The 23,182-nt window shown below is 41.2% G+C and carries 17 protein-coding genes and 1 tRNA gene; 4 read left to right on the forward strand and 14 right to left on the reverse strand.

The genetic code is table 11. From position 1 onward, the window contains the following. Window positions 1–438: 438 nt before the first annotated feature. From Xentx_RS11405 to aspA, 13 genes are all read right to left on the reverse strand, one after another. Window positions 439–705 (reverse strand): helix-turn-helix domain-containing protein, encoded by a 267-nt coding sequence (locus tag Xentx_RS11405; protein WP_074020360.1) that lies wholly within the window; start codon window positions 703–705, stop codon window positions 439–441. 1,545 nt (window positions 706–2,250) lie between these two features. Next, window positions 2,251–3,489: a hypothetical protein gene (locus Xentx_RS11410; RefSeq protein WP_074020361.1), complete on the reverse strand. Its 1,239-nt coding sequence runs from the start codon at window positions 3,487–3,489 to the stop codon at window positions 2,251–2,253. 25 nt (window positions 3,490–3,514) lie between these two features. Continuing rightward, entirely contained in the window at window positions 3,515–3,970 is a 456-nt protein-coding gene (locus tag Xentx_RS11415) for a tetratricopeptide repeat protein (protein WP_074020362.1), read from the reverse strand. A gap of 26 nt (window positions 3,971–3,996) precedes the next feature. Further along, window positions 3,997–5,466 (reverse strand): HlyD family type I secretion periplasmic adaptor subunit, encoded by a 1,470-nt coding sequence (locus Xentx_RS11420; protein WP_083600948.1) that lies wholly within the window; start codon window positions 5,464–5,466, stop codon window positions 3,997–3,999. Window positions 5,467–5,482: 16 nt separating this feature from the next. Then, entirely contained in the window at window positions 5,483–7,690 is a 2,208-nt protein-coding gene (locus Xentx_RS11425; protein WP_083600950.1) for a type I secretion system permease/ATPase, read from the reverse strand. A 795-nt stretch (window positions 7,691–8,485) separates the two neighbouring features. After that, a complete protein-coding gene (locus Xentx_RS11430; RefSeq protein ID WP_074020363.1) occupies window positions 8,486–10,924 on the reverse strand; it encodes a toprim domain-containing protein in 2,439 nt (812 codons plus the stop codon). Between the two features lie 108 nt (window positions 10,925–11,032). Then, on the reverse strand, window positions 11,033–11,239 hold the full coding sequence (locus tag Xentx_RS11435) for a helix-turn-helix transcriptional regulator (protein WP_074020364.1): 207 nt from the start codon (window positions 11,237–11,239) through the stop codon (window positions 11,033–11,035). Between the two features lie 139 nt (window positions 11,240–11,378). Continuing rightward, complete coding sequence (locus Xentx_RS11440) at window positions 11,379–12,650, reverse strand: tyrosine-type recombinase/integrase (RefSeq protein ID WP_074020365.1); 1,272 nt, start codon at window positions 12,648–12,650, stop codon at window positions 11,379–11,381. A gap of 165 nt (window positions 12,651–12,815) precedes the next feature. Continuing rightward, window positions 12,816–12,891: transfer RNA gene (locus tag Xentx_RS11445), tRNA-Phe, on the reverse strand. Between the two features lie 129 nt (window positions 12,892–13,020). After that, window positions 13,021–13,593 carry a division control transcriptional repressor DicD gene (dicD, locus tag Xentx_RS11450; protein ID WP_074020366.1) on the reverse strand — a complete coding sequence of 191 codons (573 nt, stop codon included), beginning with the start codon at window positions 13,591–13,593 and terminating at the stop codon, window positions 13,021–13,023. 24 nt (window positions 13,594–13,617) lie between these two features. Next, window positions 13,618–15,390 (reverse strand): protein-disulfide reductase DsbD, encoded by a 1,773-nt coding sequence (locus Xentx_RS11455; RefSeq protein ID WP_074020428.1) that lies wholly within the window; start codon window positions 15,388–15,390, stop codon window positions 13,618–13,620. A 214-nt stretch (window positions 15,391–15,604) separates the two neighbouring features. Next, window positions 15,605–16,906, reverse strand: a complete 1,302-nt coding sequence (locus Xentx_RS11460) for an anaerobic C4-dicarboxylate transporter (protein WP_074020367.1) — start codon at window positions 16,904–16,906, stop codon at window positions 15,605–15,607. Between the two features lie 139 nt (window positions 16,907–17,045). After that, complete coding sequence (gene aspA / locus Xentx_RS11465; protein WP_074020368.1) at window positions 17,046–18,470, reverse strand: aspartate ammonia-lyase; 1,425 nt, start codon at window positions 18,468–18,470, stop codon at window positions 17,046–17,048. 332 nt (window positions 18,471–18,802) lie between these two features. On the opposite strand from aspA, the gene Xentx_RS11470 reads away from it, so the two are divergent. From Xentx_RS11470 to Xentx_RS11485, 4 genes are all read left to right on the forward strand, one after another. After that, window positions 18,803–19,336 (forward strand): FxsA family protein, encoded by a 534-nt coding sequence (locus Xentx_RS11470; protein ID WP_074020369.1) that lies wholly within the window; start codon window positions 18,803–18,805, stop codon window positions 19,334–19,336. Window positions 19,337–19,509: 173 nt separating this feature from the next. Continuing rightward, window positions 19,510–19,803: a co-chaperone GroES gene (locus Xentx_RS11475; protein WP_074020370.1), complete on the forward strand. Its 294-nt coding sequence runs from the start codon at window positions 19,510–19,512 to the stop codon at window positions 19,801–19,803. A 59-nt stretch (window positions 19,804–19,862) separates the two neighbouring features. After that, a complete protein-coding gene (gene groL, locus Xentx_RS11480) occupies window positions 19,863–21,509 on the forward strand; it encodes a chaperonin GroEL (protein WP_074020371.1) in 1,647 nt (548 codons plus the stop codon). A gap of 111 nt (window positions 21,510–21,620) precedes the next feature. Further along, window positions 21,621–21,962, forward strand: a complete 342-nt coding sequence (locus Xentx_RS11485; RefSeq protein ID WP_074020372.1) for a DUF4156 domain-containing protein — start codon at window positions 21,621–21,623, stop codon at window positions 21,960–21,962. 169 nt (window positions 21,963–22,131) lie between these two features. On the opposite strand, the gene epmB is transcribed toward Xentx_RS11485, so the two are convergent. Further along, window positions 22,132–23,160, reverse strand: a complete 1,029-nt coding sequence (gene epmB, locus Xentx_RS11490; RefSeq protein ID WP_074020373.1) for an EF-P beta-lysylation protein EpmB — start codon at window positions 23,158–23,160, stop codon at window positions 22,132–22,134. Between the last annotated feature and the right edge of the window lie 22 nt (window positions 23,161–23,182).

Consider the following 23,182-nt stretch of genomic DNA (forward strand, 5'->3'; position numbering starts at 1 on the left):
ACAGCCACCCTGTCATCTTGTCTTAAATGTTTTTATCGACTAAACAGTACAAATTGAACTGATTAGGCTTTAACATTTAATTAACGATTGATTCTTTTTTGCGCTTTTGTCAGGAAATTTAACAACCTACGACAAACCCGCATGGAAATTTGGTGCCGGAGGCGGAATCGAAAAGCATTATAACGTGTTGAATTTATAAAGTCTATTATCTTTCATTCCGTTTATGCCCCTTTTAATGCCCCCAGATTTTTTTGCTTACCTTTTCTTTTCTATCTTGCTGATTTTGCTTATTTATATCATTAGTTGTGTATTTTTAAATCATCTTAAAGCAAAAAAGCCGTGAGGGTTAAAAATGGTCAAATTGGGCTGCCATTTCACGCTCAGGGCTTAAGATAAAAAATTCTCATTTTTACGACATCGATCACAAATTGGAGCGGGTTATTCCTGTGGTTTACTGCGAACCTTACGTTCAATCAGTTGACCCTGCTTATCAAAATAACGGCTTGGCCAGATTTCTGAGGGATGGATACCGAGATAATTTGCGATAATCCACTCGCCTTTAGGCCACTGCCTGCTGAGTGCATTTGCTAATGTTGATGAACTGAGTCCCGCTTCACGAGAGACCGCCGCTAAGGTTGTACCGCGCTTACGTAATGCAGCAATAATATCGGCCTGATGCCAATCATTCCTAACGTTATTATTCATTCCTGCTACCCCTTTCCATTAATTAATATTGATGGTGGCGATTCAGACAGGGTTAGCAGACCGGCGCTTACTCCGGCGAGACGTGAGTCTCCCCCACCTGAATCGCCATAGAAAAGGCGAATGCAGGCACACTGGTAAAACATCTTACCAGTGTATAAGCGCACAAGGCTGCTAAACCTTGACCATTAGATTGTGCTAATGGCGGGAATACTTTAACTGATTGTTTTACCTAACACAATAATCGAACGACTAAGTTTAACGGTTATTCCTCCTCTCAGAGCGCATAAACTCAGGGGAGAATACGGGCGGCTAAATCAATCTTTGTTATTTATTCTCGTTCGTGATCGCTTCGCTATCCGTATTTCCCCTGTGATTTTCAGACTCATTTTACTCATTTCGAAACATTTTCCCTGCGTGTCGGTTAGGTTCACCATTCCGTGGTGCGTCAGATAATGTGTAGCAGGGCGAGGGTTATGTTGAGTTTTTGCAGGAGTTCGCTGCGTGCTCAGCACGGCGATGGTTTACTCCCCGTTCAGTGCCTGATTCAATCAGGATGAACGCCTCATTATTCGTGACGTGTGATATCTCCTTTCTTTACTGCATCGGCCTATTACAAGGCGGTGAGTGAAAAACAAACGAAATAAGTGAATTAAGGCAGAAAAATGCCAATAAAAAGTGGTTTCACTGAGTAATACGGGGTTCAAATCGGTCGTAAAGCCAGACCGGACGTGCTCTGGACGTTGGCCGTCCGGCGGCGTCACTTGGTAATCGCTCCGCTTAAACGCAAGTGACGCCGCGTAGTTTTCGGGACGTTTTTCGTGCGTAAATTAAATCGTGGGTAAAGATCGTGCAAGGTAAAATGGTTAAGGTGAACGTGGCAAGGTTACTGCCCTATGTGTGTGATAAGCCGGTGCATAAAGAAACCGGGAAACTTTCATCGTCGATACATTGGTTATTTATCCGACGATATCTGCTTCCAAAAGTGCGCAGATGTACCGCAATGCTTGCTCTCCCTTTCAGGCTACGGGAGTTTTGTTTCGCCACCCGAAGGCGATCCTGACAGGCGATGGATCATTGGTAATTTTAGACTTATACTGTATCGATTGAGTTGAGCAGGGTCAAATTTTTTCGATAGTTTGTGAAGGAACACAATAATTACAATATTAATCCAGCGGCAGTTTATTTCGTCATATAATCCAGATTTCATGCTGATTGTAGCTATTAACTCGGTGTGCTTTTACCACTGATTGAATTTTAACAATATAAATAAATTGATTTTAAATCAATCAGATAATTGACACATTGCGATTTGAATTAACAAAAGTATGTTTATTTGAAACCGGCTTAATACATAAATTCCGATCTAAATATCATGTGGATTAATATGAGCATGCTCGTAAAATATTCTGTAGGTAACAAACTGAATTTTAGTAACAAAATACTCATGTTCTAGCACGACTGAACAAACGAGCACGATCACCTACTCTATATAACAAGTAGATGATCGGCTCATTTCTATCTTTGTTAAATTAATTCTATCTTCTATTAACTTATAAGTGGTGTGCTCAATACAGCAACTGGATTATCTTGACGTGGAGCTATATGATTAATTGATGATCCTGTATTTTCAATAGAAAATTCGGCCATAGAATTAATTATCTTATGAATTTCTTGCTGAGTTGATGCATTAATGTTTTCCTTTGTCGATTTAGAGTTAATTTTGAACCAGACATCAACAATATCTGTTACATTACCATTATCCCATGTAACAGTGGCAGTTTCTTTATGCCTGTTTCCAGATTCATCTATATGAAATTTATTTTCATATGTTAGATTTATTTCCTTTATTCCCATATCTGATAAACCTACTAATTCATTTTCATCAACAATAGCATTGCTATTTTCATCTTTCCAGATTTTTAATTTATGCCATTCCTTATCATCTTTTGAAATAATGGAATCATTATTGGTATCCAGTTCTGATAACGCATTAAATCCATTTTTAAAATTAGTTTTTCCATTAATCACACTATGATCGCCAAAAAGTTCCGCTCCGGATTCTATTTTACCATCTTCATTTTTATCTAAAACAAGAAAACCATCATTTTTATCAACCCATCCTGTAGACTCTTTTTTTCCATCATTAGTAATGTCGAAGTACACTTCACCTTCAGATATCGTACCAACACCATCTCCATTTAAGTCAATAATCAATGGGGATGGTAATACTTCGTTATTTTCCTCAGCCCATTCCTCACCCCATTTATCAGCAGTTTCATAATTTTTTTCTAACATCTCTCCGAAGTTATCATAGTTACCATTAGGGGTATAATAAGGTAATAATTTATTACCAGAATTAGAGTTAGAATAATTCAAGGCGCGCTGTACAAAATCAATGCAGTTGTTAGTAAAAAGATTATAGTTTTTCGAAAAACCCTTTATTTCTCCTAAGGGAGCTTTATTTATAAATTCGACTAGTCTTTCCGCATTTTCATATCTCATTTGTATTTCATAGCTTTTTATTACGTTTCTATCATATATTATTCCATCATCATGGGTGATGTTATTATATCCTCCCTCTTTTAAAGAATCACCCGTTGACCATCCAACATCTAGTGGTTCTCTTCTTGCTATTTCAACTGTCATCCAAACATGTCCAGTAGTAGAATGAGTGGTTCTGCCATTAGGATATGTTATTTTTGTTCCTCGTGGAACCATATTGACTTTAACAAAATTTCGGTCAAGTTCCCCATTTGGTGTTAGTGGTTTTATTATATGGCTCATATATTCTCACTTATTCATTTTTAGTTTAACTTCCTGATTTAGGATGTGTTAGCCAATATACATCATTTAAAGCATGTTTATTACCTAACTCAGCAGATTTATTAAGGAAAAATAATGCCTTTTTTCTATCTTTTTTAACTCCCAACCCTAATAAATATAATCTGGATAAATTATGTAAAGCTGTTGAGTTATTATCTATCCTAATTGATTTATTATAATATTTTAAAGCTTTAGAATAATCTTTATTGACTCCTTGACCAAATTCATAAAAAAATCCTATATTATTTAAAGCAGTTGAGTTCCCTTTTTTAGCCGCTAGTAAATAATATTTAAAAGCGTTTTTATAATTTCCTTTTTCTTCTAATTTAATAGCAAAATTAAGTAAATCATCTTCATTTAAGGTGAGATGATCTTTATCGCTAGTGCAAGCGCTTAACAATATAGTTATAGAAAAAACCAATATACTGAATGTTCTTTTCATGTCGACCTCTTTTATTATGAGCTAATTTATCTTTCCCAAAAGCTTTCATCTATCTTTTTTTGTAGAGGGCTGAGTATATAATCAATCACTCTACGTTTTCCTGTTTTTATTTCCGCAGTTACTGTCATTCCCGCTTTTAATGAAATTAAATTTTCATTAATTTTAATTTTATTGGTATCTAATTCAATAATTGCGGGAAATACAAAACCTTTTTTTTCATCTTCTACTGAATCATAACTCACGTTTTTAATTTTACCTGTCAAATAACCATATTTTGTATAAGGAAAAGAATCTATTTTTATTACAACTAATTGTCCCTCATGAATAAATCCCATATCTTTATTTTCGATTCTTATCTCTACTTCCTGTGGTTCTTCATCAGGAACAATAACCATCATCGGCTGAGCAGATGAAACAACCCCATTTATTGTATGAAAAGCCAATTGTTGAACTCTTCCATCTACAGGACTGTGTAGTATAGTTGTCTGAGTTCGTTTTTTAGATTTATTAACCTCAATCAATAATCGTTCAATATCATCATACGCTTTTCTTTTCATCTCAGTAGTTTCTTTTATTATCGTTTGGGTGTTTATTTTTTTCTCACGTTCTAATTCATTTACTTTATGTGCTAGCTCCATATGCTTATTTTGAATAATCTCACGTTGATGTTTTAATCTGGATATTTTTTCTTTCTGATTTAACCACTCAAGGCGTGATAGATATTTATTTTTGTATAAACTTTCATAAGATTCCATTCTTTGTGATTCAATTTCAATTGAAGTGTTCAAAGATGCAATCTCTTCTTTTGTTGATTTAGACTCTAACTGGTACTGATTCTTTTTTTCTGTAAACTGTTTATTCTTGTTTACCCATGTTTCATACAAAGAAGATGCTATTTTTTTTGCTTGTTGTTTTTTTTCTTCATCAATTGAATTAATAAAAACTTCTATACGATTTTTATCATCGTCAGGCCATGAAGTGTTCCAATCCAATTCTGTTTTCTGTTCATAAATTGATATTAATATAGAATTACCAATCTGATAATTTAGCCATGCCGTATTTAAAGTCAATATATTCTGCTGATATTGTTCTTCTGCCCCCAGAACATCTATTGCAACTAAAGCATCCCCTTGATGAACGTATTGTCCTTCTTTAACCAGAATATTTTTTATTTGTCCTGTTTCTAATGGTTGTATAACCTTATTTCTCCCATGGCTTACTATTTTACCTTGGCTAACTACATCTATATCTAGCTGACCAAAATATGACCAAGAAATTACCAGCGCAGATAAAATAATAATACAACGAGCTGTCCATTTAGCTATAGGTGATGCTGGTGTTTCAGTTAACAGTAAATTATCAGGTAAAAATTCATATTCATCCTTCAAACGTTTTGGCGAGGTCAACTGATGACGTTCTTTCCATGCAGAGAAGAAGGCCAGCTTATAACGTTGAAAAAAATCAATAATGCCTTTTAACCAAATCAATATTTTCACAAAAACCTCATGAAATTTATACTAGCTGAGACATCTTTTTATAAATACCATCTTCTATGTTCATTAATTGATTGTGTGTTCCCAGTTCTACAATTCCTCCTTCATCCATCACAATAATGCGATCTGAGTTTTTTATTGTAGATAACCGGTGAGCAATAATAATCACAGTTCTATTTTTGCAGATCAATGGCATATTCATCAAAATAGCTTTTTCGGATTCGTAATCAAGTGCACTTGTTGCTTCATCAAGAATAAGTATTTTGGGATTATTTAATAAAACCCTAGCTAAAGCGATACGCTGTCTTTGGCCACCCGATAAACCCACTCCCTGTTCACCTATTTTTGTATCATATCCTTTAGGTAATTGCATAATGAAATTATGGGCGCCAGCTTGTTTACATACATGAATAATAAGTTCTAAAGAGGCTGATGGATGAGTGAGTGATATATTTTCTTTTATTGTTTTATTGAGTAATACATTTTCTTGTTGAACAACGCCAATGTTACTTCGTAGCCAAGTAGGCTCAGCTAATGCAATATCCAATTCATCAATCATTATTCTGCCTTTTTCAGGAGAGTAAAAACGTTGAATTAGCTTAGTTAATGTACTTTTTCCCGAACCAGAACGACCAACTATACCAATAATTTCTCCCGCTTTAATATTAAAAGATAAATTATTTACATTCCATTTTCCATCAGTTTGGTAACGAAAAAAAACATCTTCAAATGTAATTTCTCCACGTAATGAAGATAAATTTAAACTACCTTGATTATGTTCTACAGGCGTGTTAAAAATATCTCCTAAACGTGCAACGGAAATGCCTGTTTGCTGAAAATCTTGCCACAATTGAGCTAATCGAATAATGGGAGCTGTTACCTGAGAAGATAACATATTAAAAGCAATAAGCTGACCAACCGTTATTTCATTTTTAATTACTAAATGTGCACCAAGCCATAAAATTAGAATGGATACTACTTTTTGGATTAATTGGACGCTTTGCTGGCCTAAAATTGCTAAACGAGTGACTTTCATAGCTGAACAAACATACGCAGGCAATAATTCATGCCATCGGTTTATAATTTGGCGTTCAGCAGCTAATGACTTCAATGTTGAGATCGTGTTTACCGTTTCAACTAAGAAGGCTTGGTTATCAGCATTTCTAGAGAATTGACTATTTAAACGTCTTCTTAGTATAGGACTAATAATCGCAGATAAAGCAATGTAAAGTGGAAGAGATGCTAAAACAATTAGTGTCAATGTAGGACAGTAATACCACATTACTATAATAAATAGGAAAGAAAACATTACATCTAAAAGAGACGTAAATGCTTGTCCAGTTAAAAATTGTCGAATGTTTTCCTGCTCTTTAACTCTGGCAATGGTATCTCCAACTCTTCTGATTTCAAAATAACGAATTGGTAGATTTACTATGTGATTTAATAATTTTGAACCTAATTCAATATCTATTCTATTTGTGGTATGAGAAAAAAGATACGTTCTTAATCCGGTTAAAATAACATCAAATAAAACAACAACTATAAAAGCAAATGCAATAACATCTAAGGTATTGTAACTTTGATGAACAAGAACTTTATCCATTACTACCTGAAAGAAAAATGGTGTAACTAATGATATGATTTGAATGAAAATAGATAATAACAGGATTTCAATAAATATATGTCGATATTTGACGACAGAAGGAATAAACCATGTGAAATCAAATTTCTGTAATTTATCACTGATAGATCTTTTTGAAGAAACTAGAATGATTTGACCAGAGTAAATTTTATTAAACTCACTTTCATCAAGAACTATGTTGTTTTTTTCTTCTATGTCATAGATGAGATATTTATTATTTTCAGCCTTCAATAAAATAAATGATTTATCTTCGTCATTTAAAATCATGGCAGGAAAAGAAACAAATTTAAGTCTGTCTGCTTTTTTCTTCACTAATTTAGCATGAAGTAAATTATTTCTGGCTGCCAGTATCCATTGAGTTATACCAAAGTAGCCATTTTTATCAGAAAATTGATGTTTTATTGCAGAGCTATCTAAATTAATACCATGATATCCTGCGATTAGAACAAGACTTGTTATTAGCGATTGAGACAATCCAACACCTTTTTCATAACTGATTGTGATTTTTACAAATGGTACATAAAGACAAATATCTTTGTCAATATATAAGTAAAGAGAGCTTAATTTATTAATTATATAAATCATGTGAATACAAGTAAATATATCCAATGGTTCGAAATTGTATAGATATAAACTATATAGATTCACATAAGATTTAAAGGATAATATACCCTGCAATATTAACGTATGAAATATTCACTAATTTAAAATACAACCAATGAAATCAAATTTATTTGTAATGAAATTAATACATTACTGAAAATATTTGATTTATAAAAACTGAATGGGATGTTTGCATATTGTCCTCATCGCAGCTGGAATAGCGAAATGGCTTGATTGCCAAAGGGGAAGTTGTAGGAAACCAGAAGATCTTCAAATCAGGGGAGATGTACGCAATGTGTGGAACAAAATTATTTGTTATCTTAAAAGAGTTTCTCGTTTAATAAAACGGATAATCATTTTGGCTTGGTTAAACGTGACTGACGCGCTGCGCTTGTCTTCTCTGATTTGTCCGGCTAATACATTAACCTGACAAACCAGAGAGTCTGAAAACACTCTGCCAGCCAGAAAAAACATTTTCACACCAGCCCTACCCTATTAAAGAATTAGTAATAAAACTGTTCACCCTATTCACCTTTGATTATTTTCATTTAAATTCATATTGTTAAATGATGATGAGTTGAAATCAGACTCATCACCACTCTTCACCCACCGTTCACCTTCAAATCAGGAAAAGGTGAATAGTGATGAAGACTTGTGAACAGTTTAAAAATAACTATTCACCCCATAATATCTTGATATATCTGTTTTAAATTATAGAGTGAACAGTGGTGAACACTTTTTATTTTTCTTCGAAAAATGTCTGTAATAAAGAAAAAATTATTCTTCTGGCTGGTCATTCCTTGTCAGTTTTGGCATCCACTCAATGGCAGTGTCGATATTCAGGCTCAGATTACTGCGAATGCCGTATTTGCTTTTCTTGCGCAGGTAATACTGGCTGTACTCCGCCAGTGCGCCCGGCATATCCATACCAAAACGGGTCATGGAAACAGGTTTATTCAGGTTATTGCCTTTCATATAGGCAAGGTAGGCATGATAAAGGTACTTACGGGGATTGAACGGCACAATCTCCGCATTGCCGATTAACAGGCCGTCAGTTTCATCGGATGCAATCAAGTAGCCGCAAAAATCGACCAATGGATCGGTACCGCGTTTGATCTCCAGTGCTTCTGCGGACTTTTGTTGCTCTGCCAATAAACGCCTTGCGGCTTGCGGGTCAGCAAACCGATACAACAGATGCCGGATAATCACGGGCAGTTCTGTTGCAATCTTTTCCCGCAGAAGTGGATCACGTTCATTTTCCGGCACAACTTCGGAAAAGTTGAAAATCACCCGACGCCGTGATACGCCACCACTGCGATCACTGAAACTCATGGCATTATTATTCACCGCCAGTACCACAGCAGGAATGCGGGTTGAGTAGGGCTGTTTATGCTTTGGATCGATAGCCACTTCATCGCCGCCTGTAATGGCCTTAATACCGGAACCATCACCCACATAGCGAGTCTGGTCTGGCAGGATAATCAGAGAATAACCGACAATCAGTGCCCGTTCCCGTGGGTTTTCCAGTGCCGCCATACTTGCTGAAACAGTATTACCTTTACCCGCCAGCATGGAACAAATTTCAGCAAAGATACTTTTGCCGCTGCCTCCGGCACCAGTGACTTCCAGAAAAAGCTGCCAGTCGTAACGGTTCGCCAATACCATAAACAGTGCCGCCAGTACCCGATCAAACTTGTTCTCACAGTTGGCTGTTGCCCGGTTAAGCCAGTGCCAAAAATGTGAAGCATGGTCTTTCAGGGTTTCCCCCGAAACAGGGGAATTGAATTCAACCTCATTAGCCAGCAGCAACCAATCATGTTTACGATGAGGCCGGAACTGGCATGTTTTCAGGTCAAACACGCCGTTGCTGAATCCGATTAAGTGACGTTCTGGTGGCTGCATCATAGGAAGCTGTAATTTGAGAGCATCCACGGCAGAGCTGATGCCATGCGGTGAATACGGTAGTTTCTCTTCCATAAAGGCAACCACCATTTCCCGTCGTAAATCGCGGTCACTGACCGGACGCCAGACAATACCATCATAGTGATGGACGGTTTCCGAAGCGCCATCCAACGCCAAATTGCTGTCATAACGCGCCAGCAACACTTCTCCGCGCTGGCTGGCACCCATCTGGCATAATGTCAGCTTAGAAGACTCGACGTCATTGGGCTGAATAGCTTCTTTTTTCTTTGTTGGTGTCGGTTGATAAAGCCCCTGAACAAAGGCCAGCTCTGCTATTTTTACACTATTTTGCTGGCGATAATCATCCCAATCGGCTTTATGTTCTGTCGGTGGTAACGTGACCCAACCATTCACCGCAAGGGCAGCTTTTTCTGCTGAGATCTTGCCGACATTCACTTTGGGTTTACCGTTCTTATCCAGCTCGTCGGGGCGGTGCCAGTCATTATCTGCGGCAATAATGATTTTGGTGTCCGGCCAGCGTTCCCGAATGGCTTTGGCAACAGAAGATAAATTGCCCTCATCCAGTGCCGCCAGAACAGTGCCTTTATAGAGCTGGCTAACCGTGAGTGCTGTGGCGTAACCTTCGGTGATAATTACCGTCTCCGGATGCTCTTCCAGCGCTGTCAAGGGAATAAACGCCCCTTTTTTCTGGCTGCCGGGGAAGAATTTTTTCTCGCCATTGGGTTTGATGATTTGAGCGCCTGTGACTTTTTTATCCAGTGCTGTCAGTGCCAGCACTATCGAATTATCAAACAGTAGCCGCTGATCAAAGTGTTGCAGACCCTTTGCAGTCAGATAGGACGATTGCCCGGCGACAGTTTGTGCCATCAGTGCCGCCACTCTTTCGGCAATAGGTTGTGTTGGATAATGGATTTCTTTGGCTGGCTTGGGGGCCGGCAAAGGTAGCGCCAGTACATTAGCAACGACTTTTGCCGCCTCAGTGATGGAAATTCCTTTGGTTCTTGCCACCAAATCAAGCCCATCACCATAGTTCGGGGTATCACACTGGCGGCAATGCCAATTGCCATGATGGTGATCGTCAATAAAGTGAAAACGGTCAGTACCACCGCAAATAGGACAAGCGCCATGCTTTCCCTTTGCGGGGATATCAATACCGCAAGCGGGCAGCAGGTTTTGCCACGAATACATGGCGGATGTTTTTACGGTCTGGATCAGATCAAGCGGTTTTGGATTGCCCGCTGTTTTTTGAACTGTAAATTCAGGGCGAGTTTGGGTATGCTGTGTATCAGCCATCATTTTTTACCTTACGAATGGTTGTTGGTGAAACGCCTCGTAGTGTTGGTCGCACTTCGGGGCGTTGTATTTTTATGTTACGTTTCTTATGTCATCTTCTTTTCTGTGTTATGCCGCCCGCGATTCTGCAATACGCTGGGCGATCCAGTTATCAATCTCTGCTTCAATAAAAGCAACGGAACGCGGGCCAATCTTGACCTGCTGCGGGAATGCACCGTCACTAATCAGTTTGTAGATCCACGCTTTGCTGTAACCCGTTCTGCGCTGTACTTCTGGCAAACGAATCAGGCTTGTTTTCAATGCAGCCACTGTCATGTCACTTCTCCTGTTACCCAGTCCCTGAAATATCATCGTGGACGTTGTTTGATGACAGGCGGATTATTTAAAAAGCAAGACTTAATGAACAGCGTTAATTGTTTTTCTCCCGATGAAAATTAACGGGTTGCAAATTGTACTAGCGGTTTTTCCTGTCGCGCAGTGGTTTGGCGAAATCATAGGGTGTGATTGACTTTTCCCGGTTCGCATCCAGATAATCCGCCCACCATTGCACCATCAGCCGCCGTTCATCCAGATGTTTAGAAGTGTGAATATAGGCTGCCCGCACGTTGTTTCGTTCGATATGGCTGAGCTGGCGTTCGATGGCATCATCGCTCCACAGGCCGGATTCGCCCATTGCACTGCGCGCCATTGTGCGGAAGCCATGCCCGCAGACATCGGTTTGGGTGTCGTAGCCCATCGTCCGTAGCGCCTTATTGACGGTGTTTTCACTCATAACTTTCGCAGCATCATGATCACTGGGGAATACCACTTCGCAGTTGCCGCTCAGTACGTTCAACTCTTTGAATAACGAGACAGCTTGACGACTCAGCGGTACGATGTGATCCGTTTTCATTTTCATGCCGCGTTCAGAGAAGCGAACGTCTTTGATAGGTTTTCGTGTGGCGGGAATTTTCCACACCGCGTTTTCGAAGTCAATTTCCTGCCAGCGGGCAAATCTCAGTTCGCTGGAACGGACAAACGTCAGCAGCGCCAGCCTTACCGCGATCTTGGTCAGTAAGCGCCCGCGGTAAGCAGACAATCGGTTCAGGAAATCCGGTAAACATTCATGGGGCAGGGCGGGATGGTGACGGGATTTGGTGGTGGTGAGTGCGCCAGCCATATCATTGGCCGGATTGGTTTCCAAAATATCATTCTGGACGGCATAGCGCATGATAGCGGTGATACGCTGGCGTAGCCGTTGTGCTATATCGTGTTTGCCCTGTTCATCAATGGCTTTGACGGGGGCTAAAAGCTGGCTGGTGCGTAATGTGGTAATATCACGTGCGCCGATATGTGGGAAAATGTACTGCTCAAAGCTGCGCAGCACTTTTTGACGGTGGCTGTCGCTCCAGCGTTTGTTACTGGCGTGCCATGCACGGGCGACTTCTTCAAACGAATTGACTTTGGCGGGTGTTGGTGTGCCTTTTTTCTCAGCTTTGGGGTCGATCCCCTGTGCCATCAGCTTTTTGGCCTCATCGCGTTTAGCGCGGGCATCGGCTAATGATACGGTGGGATAAACACCGAATGCCAGTCGGTCTTCTTTCTTATCGGTCGGACGATAATATTTCATCCGCCAGTACTTCGAGCCGCGTGACGAGACTTCTAAATAGAGACCGCCGCCATCGGCGAGTTTGTAGGTTTTTTCTTTGGGCTTTGCAGTGTCGATTTGCCGTGCGTTGAGTTTCATTATTAAGGGCATCCTTGTAATCGAACGGTAAGTGCCCCGAATTATGCCCTTCGCTGCCTCTTGATTGCAACAGACGAAACCAGACGTAGAAATAGGAAATAGTATTGATTTTGCAGGATTTACTAAGAATTGTTTGACTGGGCTGGACTTCACTGGAAGTTGAAGTGGTGCCCGGAGGCGGAATCGAACCACCGACACGGGGATTTTCAATCCCCTGCTCTACCGACTGAGCTATCCGGGCTAACGGGGCGCATTAAACCGTATTCAGCCCAATCCGTCAAATACTTTCTGCAAAAAAACCATAAAAATTGATTGTTTGCTGTGTTTTTATACCAATTTGGTGTGGTTATTCAGCTAGAGACACTTTTTGTTAACTTAACGCCCCATTTTTTCGGCATATTGCGATGGTTAGAATATCTTGAGCCAACAATTTCGCGGTAATCACATCTTCAAGCTCTCTTTTCACCAATAGCTTACTGAGACACCCCTCAAGGATAAGTTCCATCTGTTGGGCAACTTGCTTACTGTCATCAATATCAAGTTGTTGTAATAATTTTTCTGTGTAATGGAAAGAGTTTTGTTTTTGCAATTCTGCTAATTGGTGGATTGGATGGTCAATGTCAGGGAAAGCGCTGCAAGCGGCAATAAACAGGCAACCTGGATAACGCTGTTCCTGTACTTTTTCCTTAAGAGCGTCGTAGTGTGCCAGTAATTTTTGCTCAGGGCTTAAAGCTTCATTTAACAGGGTTTGACGCTGCCAGATTTCAATTTGCTGGCTGTGGTAGCGCAGGCAGTCGTAGAGCAAGGCTTCACGATCAGGCCAAAAATGTTTTATATGGTCGGTCTCAATATTAAAAGGAGTTAAAAGTGTCTCTAGTGTTGCTGACAGGCCATGTTGCTCCAATAAGTTCAGGACATGGCTAAGCATATATTCACGCTGCACGGTGGTTCTCCTTCCAGATTATTTTTATTGTAGATGTTGTAATTGTTGTACATGCCGGTTAAAACGCTGAGCGTCCATAAATCCATTGACTCGCGAACCAGTTAGCTCTTTTCCCTTATCGAAAAACAAGATCGTGGGGAGTCCCAGCACTTGCAGTTTTTGCAACAATTCTTTTTGTTTTGAGGTGTTATCCGTGACATCTGCCTGTAATAAGAGAAATTGGCTTAATTGTGCCTGTACTTTAGGATCACTGAAAGTATATTTTTCAAACTCTTTGCAGGCTACACACCAATCAGCATATAAATCCAACATAATCGGTTGGTGGTGATTTTCAACCAGAATTTGACTTAATTCTTGCCAATCAGAGAATTGTTGAAATTGCAAAGTGGCTTTTTGCTGTTCTGCAGCAGGGTTTCCCCATACCCAATCTTGCAAAGGACGTGAAGCGATGAGTGCCAAAGCTAGCAAGATGATTTGTAAAGCCCGCACCCAGCCGTTATTGCTGTTTAAGGTTAATGCGAACGCCCAACTAAGGAAAGAAACTGCCAATAAACTCCACAATATTATGCCCCATGTGTCACCAAGTACGCGTTCTAGCAGGAAGACTGGCAGGGCCAATATAATGAATCCGAAGGCTTCCTTAACGTATTGCATCCACGGGCCGCTGCGTGGCAGGAGTTTGTGACCAAATAGTGTGACGGCGATAAGCGGTAAGCCCATTCCCAATGCGTAGAGGTACAAGGTCAAACCGCCGACCAATGTATTACCGCTTTGGGCGATATAAAGCAAAATAGCACTGAGCGGTGCGGTAGTGCAGGGAGAGGCGATTAACCCTGCCAAGGCTCCCATCATAAATACGCCAATGTAAGAGCCGCTTTGCTGTTGGTTGCTCCAATCCACGAGGCGAGTCTGGAGCGAGGAAGGAAGTTGTAATGTATATAGACCAAACATTGATAAGGCGAGCAAGATAAACAGCCCTGATAGCCCTACGAGAATGTAAGGATTTTGCAGGGCAGCTTGAAATTGTAAGCCAGCCGCCGCGACGACTAAACCAAGTACGGTGTAAGTGAGCGCCATTCCCTGAACGTAACTCATCGCGAGCCAAAAGATCCGTTTCAGGCTTTCAGGACGTTTTTGACCCAAAATAATGCTGGAAATCAGCGGATACATGGGCAGTATGCAGGGAGTGAACGCAATGCCAATGCCAATTAATAACGCCCAGAGTGGCGAAAATGGCACATCATGGGATTCGGATGGTATATCTCTTTGTTGCAGAGGTGCTTGTAAGGATACGTCTTCTTTATTTGTAGCTATATTGGCTGATGTCGCGGTTTCATTACCTGATAGGGCGGAGGCAGTAACGGCTTGCAATGGTACGTTTAGGGTCTCAGGTGGATAACAATAACCCGCTTCTGCACATCCTTGATATGTGACCTGGAGAGAGCCGTCGTTGGTGGCAGACAGAATGGGGATATCAATCTGTGCCGATTGAAAATAGACTTCTGTCTTGCCAAAAAACTCATCTTCATGATCTACACCTTTAGCGTATGTAATTTTACCCAATGATGTTTCTTGGTTAGGAATGATGTTGAATTGTTTTCGATAAAGGTAATAACCGGGTTTAATATCCCAGTTCAACGTGAGTTTATTTCCTTGTTGCTGAAAATCAAACATGAATGCCTGATCAGCAGGAAGGTAGAGACTTTTCCCCGGTTGCTCAAACAGTGCGCTAGCTTTGTCAGGAGACAGAGCGATGCCACTGAACAATAGAAACAACATAAGAGTACGTTTCATCATAAGATAATCTTTGACCTGCCTGTATTGTAAGTTTGATTTGGGAAATTTATTAGAATCTGCACTATAACTGATGACGCTCATAGCAGAAAGTCGCTTGTTCAATATTAAGACAATACTGGATTTTTGACAGGAAAAGATAGGCAAGGAAGGAAGTTTCAGGGGCTGGTATGATCTGCCCCTGAAATAATGATGCCAAACAATCGAAATTGTAAAGTTACAAGATAATACCGCCAAACAGGAAACCGAATGTGACCGCCAATACAACGGCAAGGGTTCCCGGAATAAAGAATGGATGATTGAAGACAAAACGCCCGATACGAGTGGTTCCTGTATCATCCATCTGTACGGCGGCAACTAATGTTGGATAAGTTGGCAGAATAAACAGACCAGATACCGCCGAGAACGAAGCAATCGCTGTTAATGGAGTGACATTCAGTGCCAGAGCCATTGGCATCAATGCCTTAGCTGTTGCTGCTTGTGAATAGAGCAAGGCTGAACAGAAGAAGAAAATGATTGCCAGTAGCCACGGTTGAGCATGAATCAAACTACCCGCGGTTTCTTTGATCCAATCGAGATTGGCCTGTACAAAAGTATCCCCAAGCCATGCAACCCCTAAAATACAGAGACATGCGCTCATGCCTGCTTTGAAAGTGCTTGAGTTCAGGATAGCATCGGTATCGACGGGGCAAATAACGGTGGTGAGAGTAGCGATACTGAGCATGATGATCAAAATCGCATTTGTGGTGTTCATCAGGGGTTTTTCAACTAGGCCGACACTTGGGCTATTGATAATTGCATAAATGACAACACTTACGACACCTAGCAGGAACAACAGAACAGAGCATTTTGCTTTGGGTTTGATTTTAATCTGGCTGGCACCGCGCATTTCTATCAGGCCATCTTCAAGGCGTTTTTGGTAAACAGGGTCATTCGACAGTTTGGAATCAAAAAGCCATGAAATAATGAATGACATGAGGATGATGGCACAAAATGTTGAAGGCAGTAATACCATTAATAGGTGAATATAGCTAATGCCTTGTCCTTCCATAATCGACGCCATATAAACCACTGCCGCAGAAATAGGCGAAGCAGTAATCCCGATCTGGGCAGCGACAACGGCAGTAGAGAGTGGACGGCACGGTTTTATGCCTTGCTCTTTGGCAACTTCAGTAATAACAGGCAATGTTGCCAGTGAGATGTTCCCCGTACCTGCAAATAGCGTCAGAAAATAAGTGACGATCGGTGCAAGGATTGTGATGTATTTGGGATTCTTACGTAGTAATTTTTCAGTTTGCTGAACGAGATAATCTAATCCCCCAGCCACTTGCATGGCTGATATCGCAGCAATGACGGCCATGATAATTGAAATAACATCAAATGGAATACTGCCTGGTTTAACACCGATGGCGGCGAGTACGAGAACACCAATTCCACCAGCAAAGCCAATACCAATTCCCCCTAGTCGTGCTCCCAAAAAAATGGCCAGCAGAACGATAGCTAATTCTACGGCTAACATGTTAAATACTCCTTCATTTATTTAGTATTATGAAAATCTATGGTTAATAGTTTGTGTTTGCGGAAAATTAAAAAGGCACGCTTCCGGTTGGAATAGCGTGCCTTAATAATTAAGACGAACTTGTTATTATAATCATTAATTAGTCATCAAAACGTTTTGCTTTATAAGTTGGATGTTTTAGGTTCTCAACGGAGAAAATATCATCTAATTCAGTTTCGGTCAGTAAACCGCGCTCAAGCACGACTTCACGGACGCTTTTGCCCGTTTCAGCACAGATCTTGCCTACGATATCACCATTGTGGTGACCAATAAATGGGTTCAAATAAGTCACGATCCCGATGGAGTTGAATACGAAACTTTCACAGACTTCTTTATTGGCAGTAATACCATTGATACATTTTTCAACCAAATTACGGCATGCATTGCTCAGGATAGATATAGATTCAAACATGGCCTGACCAATCGCAGGTTCCATTACGTTAAGCTGTAACTGACCGGCTTCTGCTGCCATAGTGACACAGGTATCGTTACCGATGACTTTGAAGCAAACCTGGTTAACAACTTCTGGCACAACGGGATTAACTTTCGCTGGCATGATGGAGGAACCTGCCTGCAATTCTGGCAGGTTGATTTCATTCAGGCCAGCACGAGGGCCGGAAGAGAGTAGACGCAAGTCGTTACAAATCTTGGACATCTTAACCGCCAGACGCTTCAACGCGCTGTGAACCATGACGTAAGCGCCACAATCAGAGGTAGCTTCTATCAAATCTTCTGCTGGTTGGCAAGGCAATCCTGTGACTTCGGCCAATTTTTCAACTACCAGTTTTTGGTAACCTGGTGCAGTATTCAGGCCAGTACCGATAGCAGTCGCGCCAAGGTTCACTTCCAGCAGCAGCTCTGCCGTGCGATTGATGTTTTTGATCTCTTCTTTTAACAGTACGGAAAAAGCACGGAATTCTTGACCCAGTGTCATTGGGACCGCATCTTGCAGTTGGGTACGGCCCATTTTCAGGATGTCGTCGAATTCAACACCTTTTTTATCGAAGCCTTCTTTCAGCAATTCGATGGAATCAATTAAGTGCATTAAGGAGTTATAAACAGCAATACGGAAGCCTGTAGGGTAAGCGTCATTGGTTGATTGGCTTCTGTTCAGGTGATCATTTGGGTTCAGGTACTCATATTCACCTTTTTGATGTCCCATCAACTCTAGGCCGATATTTGCCAACACCTCATTAGTGTTCATGTTCAGTGAGGTACCGGCACCACCCTGAAAGACATCAACAGGGAATTGATCCATACATTTGCTTTTAATGAGAACTTCATCACAGGCTTTGACAATGATGTCTGCCACTTTTCCAGGAATAGTATGGAGTTCTTTGTTTGCCAGTGCCGCGGCTTTTTTCACCATCACCATGCCGCGGATGAATTCAGGCACATTGTTGATGGTACGGTCACTGATATAAAAGTTTTCAATCGCACGCAGAGTGTGAATACCGTAGTAGGCTTCAGCAGGAACTTCTCGTTTACCTAACAGGTCTTCTTCGATACGAATGTTGTTTGACATGAGAACCTTCTTAAAATTGGATACGTTTTTTGACTGTTCTATTACGTGTTTGTTGAAAAATAATGTTGCCGACAACAATTTCCCTGATATTAAACACTTATCATGAAATTGCTGGCGCGATCATATGTGGATTTGTGAGAAATGCCTTGAACCTGGATCACTTTATAGTGCTATTTTATTAATGAAATAACATATGTGTGACTAAGGTCACGATTACGGAGAGAAAAAGTTAAGAGTTAGAAGTATTGAAAATGATCACGAATATCCCCACATGTGTTATCTAACACCATATTATGTGATCTAACCCTCAATAATAATGAAAGGAGAACCACGTGCGTTGGCTCCCGCTTATCCTTATATGTCTTCTGGTTTACATTGAGTCTGTCCTGTTTGTCCGGATTGCCTCTGAAGTTGGGGTCTTGTTGACTCTGTTACTGGTTATTCTTACGTCTTGTCTTGGTGTATCCCTTGTGCGTAATCAAGGCATCAAGAATTTCATCTCTATGCAGCAAAAACTCGCAGCCGGTGAGAGTCCTGCGGAAGAAGCTGTTAAAAGTGTTTCTTTGGTCATGGCTGGTTTTTTGCTGATATTGCCTGGTTTTTTCACCGATTTTCTCGGATTACTGCTGTTATTGTCTCCGGTACAGAAACTTCTGACAGCGAAGTTATTGCCTCATATTAAGTTTTATCGTCCAAATGCTTTTTATGGTTCCGGTAATCATGGCGGCGGTTATGGTCAGAACGGGCAGACTTTTGAGGGGGAATATGAACGCAGGCAAGATGATGCTTCCCGTACATTGGACGACCAAAAATCCGCTGGGCAAAAGAATTATGGTGAGTCTGGCAGCGAACGCAATAAGAAATGATTACCCGCGTTGGCTGAAATTTCAGTGGATAAGAAAAAAGTAAAATATTTTTGTGGCTCCCCCTTGAAGTCATAATCTCAAGCCCCAATTTGTAGCTTCGTGATACTGGTTCTGTTGGGTTCTGGTATCAATCCTCTTACCTGATATGGACTTTATTTATAGGAGATCTATCAATGAAAATTCGTCCATTACATGACCGCGTTATCATCAAGCGTACAGAAGTTGAATCAAAATCTGCTGGCGGTATTGTTTTGACGGGCTCTGCTGCGGGCAAATCTACCCGTGGAAAAGTTTTGGCAGTCGGCAATGGTCGTATCCTCGAAAATGGGGAAGTGAAGGCGCTGGACGTAAAAGTGGGTGATACCGTCATTTTTAATGAAGGTTACGGCGTTAAAACAGAAAAGATCGATAATGAAGAAGTATTGATCATGTCTGAAAGCGACATTCTGGCAATTGTTGAAGCGTAATAGAGAATCTTATTTACGCTTAGATCTTCTTAATAGAATGAATTTAAAGGAAAGATACAATGGCAGCTAAAGACGTAAAATTTGGTAATGATGCTCGCAGCAAAATGCTACGCGGTGTGAATGTACTGGCTGATGCAGTTAAAGTGACCCTGGGCCCTAAAGGCCGTAATGTAGTTTTGGATAAATCTTTCGGTGCGCCTGTCATCACTAAAGACGGTGTATCTGTAGCACGTGAAATCGAATTGGAAGACAAATTCGAGAACATGGGTGCTCAGATGGTTAAAGAAGTCGCCTCTAAAGCTAATGATGCGGCAGGTGATGGTACCACCACAGCAACCGTATTGGCTCAATCTATCGTCACCGAAGGTCTAAAAGCTGTTGCTGCTGGCATGAACCCAATGGATCTGAAACGCGGTATCGATAAAGCAGTTATTTCCGCTGTTAATGAGCTGAAAAAACTGTCCGTACCTTGCTCTGATTCCACTGCTATTGCACAGGTTGGTACTATCTCTGCAAACTCCGACGAAACCGTAGGTAAACTGATCGCAGAAGCGATGGACAAAGTCGGTAAAGAAGGTGTAATCACCGTTGAAGAAGGTACTGGCCTGGAAGATGAGCTGGATGTTGTTGAAGGTATGCAGTTCGACCGTGGTTACCTGTCTCCTTATTTCATCAACAAACCAGAATCGGGTTCTGTTGAACTGGAAAACCCATACATCCTGCTGGTTGATAAGAAAATTTCCAACATCCGTGAACTGCTGCCAGTTCTGGAAGGCGTAGCTAAGGCAAGCAAGCCTTTGATGATTATCGCCGAAGATGTTGAAGGCGAAGCATTGGCAACTCTGGTTGTTAACAACATGCGTGGTATCGTGAAAGTTGCTGCGGTTAAAGCACCTGGCTTCGGTGATCGCCGTAAAGCAATGTTGCAAGATATCGCTACCCTGACCAACGGTACTGTTATCTCTGAAGAGATTGGTCTGGAGCTGGAAAAAGCGACTCTGGAAGATCTGGGCCAAGCAAAACGTGTTGTTATCAACAAAGACACCACCATTATCATTGATGGTGTAGGTGAAGAAAGCGCAATTGCTGCACGTGTTACTCAGATCCGTCAGCAAATCGAAGAATCTACTTCTGACTATGACCGTGAAAAACTGCAAGAGCGTGTAGCTAAACTGGCAGGTGGTGTTGCTGTAATCAAAGTAGGCGCAGCAACTGAAGTTGAAATGAAAGAAAAACGCGCTCGCGTGGATGATGCACTGCACGCAACTCGTGCGGCTGTAGAAGAAGGTGTTGTTGCTGGTGGTGGTGTTGCTCTGGTTCGTGTTGCTAGCGCGATCACTGACCTGTCTGGTGACAACGAAGATCAGAACGTAGGTATTCGCGTTGCACTGCGTGCAATGGAAGCACCAATGCGTCAGATCGTAAGCAACTCAGGTGAAGAACCATCTGTTGTTGTAAACAACGTGAAAGCAGGTAAAGACAACTACGGTTATAACGCTGCAACTGAACAGTACGGCGATATGATCGAAATGGGTATTTTGGATCCAACTAAAGTAACCCGTTCTGCACTGCAATTCGCAGCTTCTATCGCTGGCCTGATGATCACTACTGAAGCAATGGTAACTGAACTGCCTAAAGATGATAAAGCTGACTTAGGTGCTGCTGGTGGCATGGGCGGTATGGGTGGAATGGGCGGCATGATGTGATGCTGTTCATCCTGATGATGGGATTGCCCATCCGTTAGGATAAGCCTTTAAAGGCGAGCAGGGATAACTTGCTCGCCTTTTTATTTGTTCCTATAACCAATGAGGGAAGTTATGCGAATTAAAATTTTGTTTGGTGCGTCAGTATTACTATTAGCAGGGTGCACAACAACTCATCAATTAACCTCTGCTGGCGCTAATGTACGTTTTGTGGATACACAACCAAGTAGTGAATGCCAACGGTTAGGTGACGTGATTGGTACTCAAAGCAACTGGCTCAATGGCGTTAGTAATGAGAGCAGTTCTATGCGCAGTGCAGCCAATGACTTACGTAATAAAGCGGCTGAAATGGGCGGCAATGTTATTTATGACGTAAATAGTCCATCAGAGGGGTTATTGTCTAGTTTTGTCCCCCTTGATAGCAAAATGGTTGGTCAGGTCTATAAATGCCCCTAGGTATTAATCGATGGGCCTAGCGAGAAATTGGTTTAGGCAGTGTCCAGAAAGAATGTTTCGAAACATTAAACGTTGCGAATACATTCAGTTTCTGTGCACTGCCCATTCAAAAGAGTTCAATGATGATGGAATTAACCTAATCAGTAATTGATTGGCATAGCAAATATCGCTAGTTTTGAGCTAGCCCTAAATCCAGCGGTGTTTTGCTTGGTTTTCCACCAATTTCCCGGGTCAGGCCTGGAACCAGATAACCGGATACTTTAGTTAATAATTCTCGCATGATGGCTTTTGCCTCTTCATCGTCCACGAGAAAATGTGCGGCACCTTGAACTTTATCCAGAACGTGAATGTAGTAAGGTAGTATACCTGCGTCGAATAGCGCATTACTTAAATCAGCCAAAGTATCTGCATTATTATTGACATCACGTAACATCACACTTTGATTCAGCAGTGTTACTCCAGTTTGTTTTAGTCGCATCATACTTGCGCGGAACGCATCATCAATTTCATTTGCATGGTTGATGTGGGTAACCATGATCACCTGCAAATGAGTTTGGGCTAAACGATTACACAGTGAAGACGTGATTCGAGCAGGGATCACAACCGGCAAACGCGTATGGATACGTAACCGCTTAATGTGTGGAATAGATTCAAGGCGGCTGATTAACCAGTCCAGTTCATGATCCTTAGCCATTAGCGGATCACCACCAGAGAAGATAATTTCGTCAAGCTCAGGGTGTTGTGCAATATAATCCAGAGCAAGCAGCCAATTATTTTTATTACCCTTATTATCTGAATAAGGGAAATGGCGACGAAAACAATAGCGACAATTAACCGCGCAGCCCCCTTTAACCAAGAGTAGGGCTCGATTGTGATATTTATGCAATAGACCTGGAATAACATTGCGTTGTTCATCCAACGGATCAGGGGAGAAACCAGGGGATATAACAAACTCTTCCCGTGAGGTCAGGACTTGTAATAGAAGAGGATCACGAGGATCGCCCTTTTTCATCCGTGTTACAAATGCTCTTGGTACACGTAGAGGAAATAAGCGCTTTGCTTCATTGCCTTCTTGTAGCTCCGTATGTGTGTTTAAGGATAATAGTTGCAACAACTCATTGGGATCAGTAATAACGTCCGCGAGTTGTTGTAGCCAGACTTCTCTGACGGGGTGAATATGGGTTATAATGTGCGCCATTTTTTGGCTAAGCCATTTTGTT

This window comes from Xenorhabdus thuongxuanensis (assembly GCF_001908095.1).
Classification (GTDB): domain Bacteria; phylum Pseudomonadota; class Gammaproteobacteria; order Enterobacterales; family Enterobacteriaceae; genus Xenorhabdus; species Xenorhabdus thuongxuanensis.

Excerpts from the sequence above, each read along its gene's own strand:
- Xentx_RS11460 (WP_074020367.1), bottom strand. The coding sequence starts at position 16,906 with ATGTTAGCCGTAGAATTAGCTATCGTTCTGCTGGCCATTTTTTTGGGA.
- Xentx_RS11405 (WP_074020360.1), bottom strand. The coding sequence starts at position 705 with ATGAATAATAACGTTAGGAATGATTGGCATCAGGCCGATATTATTGCT.
- Xentx_RS11475 (WP_074020370.1), top strand. The coding sequence starts at position 19,510 with ATGAAAATTCGTCCATTACATGACCGCGTTATCATCAAGCGTACAGAA.
- Xentx_RS11410 (WP_074020361.1), bottom strand. The coding sequence starts at position 3,489 with ATGAGCCATATAATAAAACCACTAACACCAAATGGGGAACTTGACCGA.
- groL (WP_074020371.1), top strand. The coding sequence starts at position 19,863 with ATGGCAGCTAAAGACGTAAAATTTGGTAATGATGCTCGCAGCAAAATG.
- Xentx_RS11425 (WP_083600950.1), bottom strand. The coding sequence starts at position 7,690 with ATGATTTATATAATTAATAAATTAAGCTCTCTTTACTTATATATTGAC.
- Xentx_RS11455 (WP_074020428.1), bottom strand. The coding sequence starts at position 15,390 with ATGATGAAACGTACTCTTATGTTGTTTCTATTGTTCAGTGGCATCGCT.
- Xentx_RS11430 (WP_074020363.1), bottom strand. The coding sequence starts at position 10,924 with ATGGCTGATACACAGCATACCCAAACTCGCCCTGAATTTACAGTTCAA.
- epmB (WP_074020373.1), bottom strand. The coding sequence starts at position 23,160 with ATGGCGCACATTATAACCCATATTCACCCCGTCAGAGAAGTCTGGCTA.
- Xentx_RS11415 (WP_074020362.1), bottom strand. The coding sequence starts at position 3,970 with ATGAAAAGAACATTCAGTATATTGGTTTTTTCTATAACTATATTGTTA.
- Xentx_RS11440 (WP_074020365.1), bottom strand. The coding sequence starts at position 12,650 with ATGAAACTCAACGCACGGCAAATCGACACTGCAAAGCCCAAAGAAAAA.
- Xentx_RS11435 (WP_074020364.1), bottom strand. The coding sequence starts at position 11,239 with ATGACAGTGGCTGCATTGAAAACAAGCCTGATTCGTTTGCCAGAAGTA.
- aspA (WP_074020368.1), bottom strand. The coding sequence starts at position 18,470 with ATGTCAAACAACATTCGTATCGAAGAAGACCTGTTAGGTAAACGAGAA.
- Xentx_RS11485 (WP_074020372.1), top strand. The coding sequence starts at position 21,621 with ATGCGAATTAAAATTTTGTTTGGTGCGTCAGTATTACTATTAGCAGGG.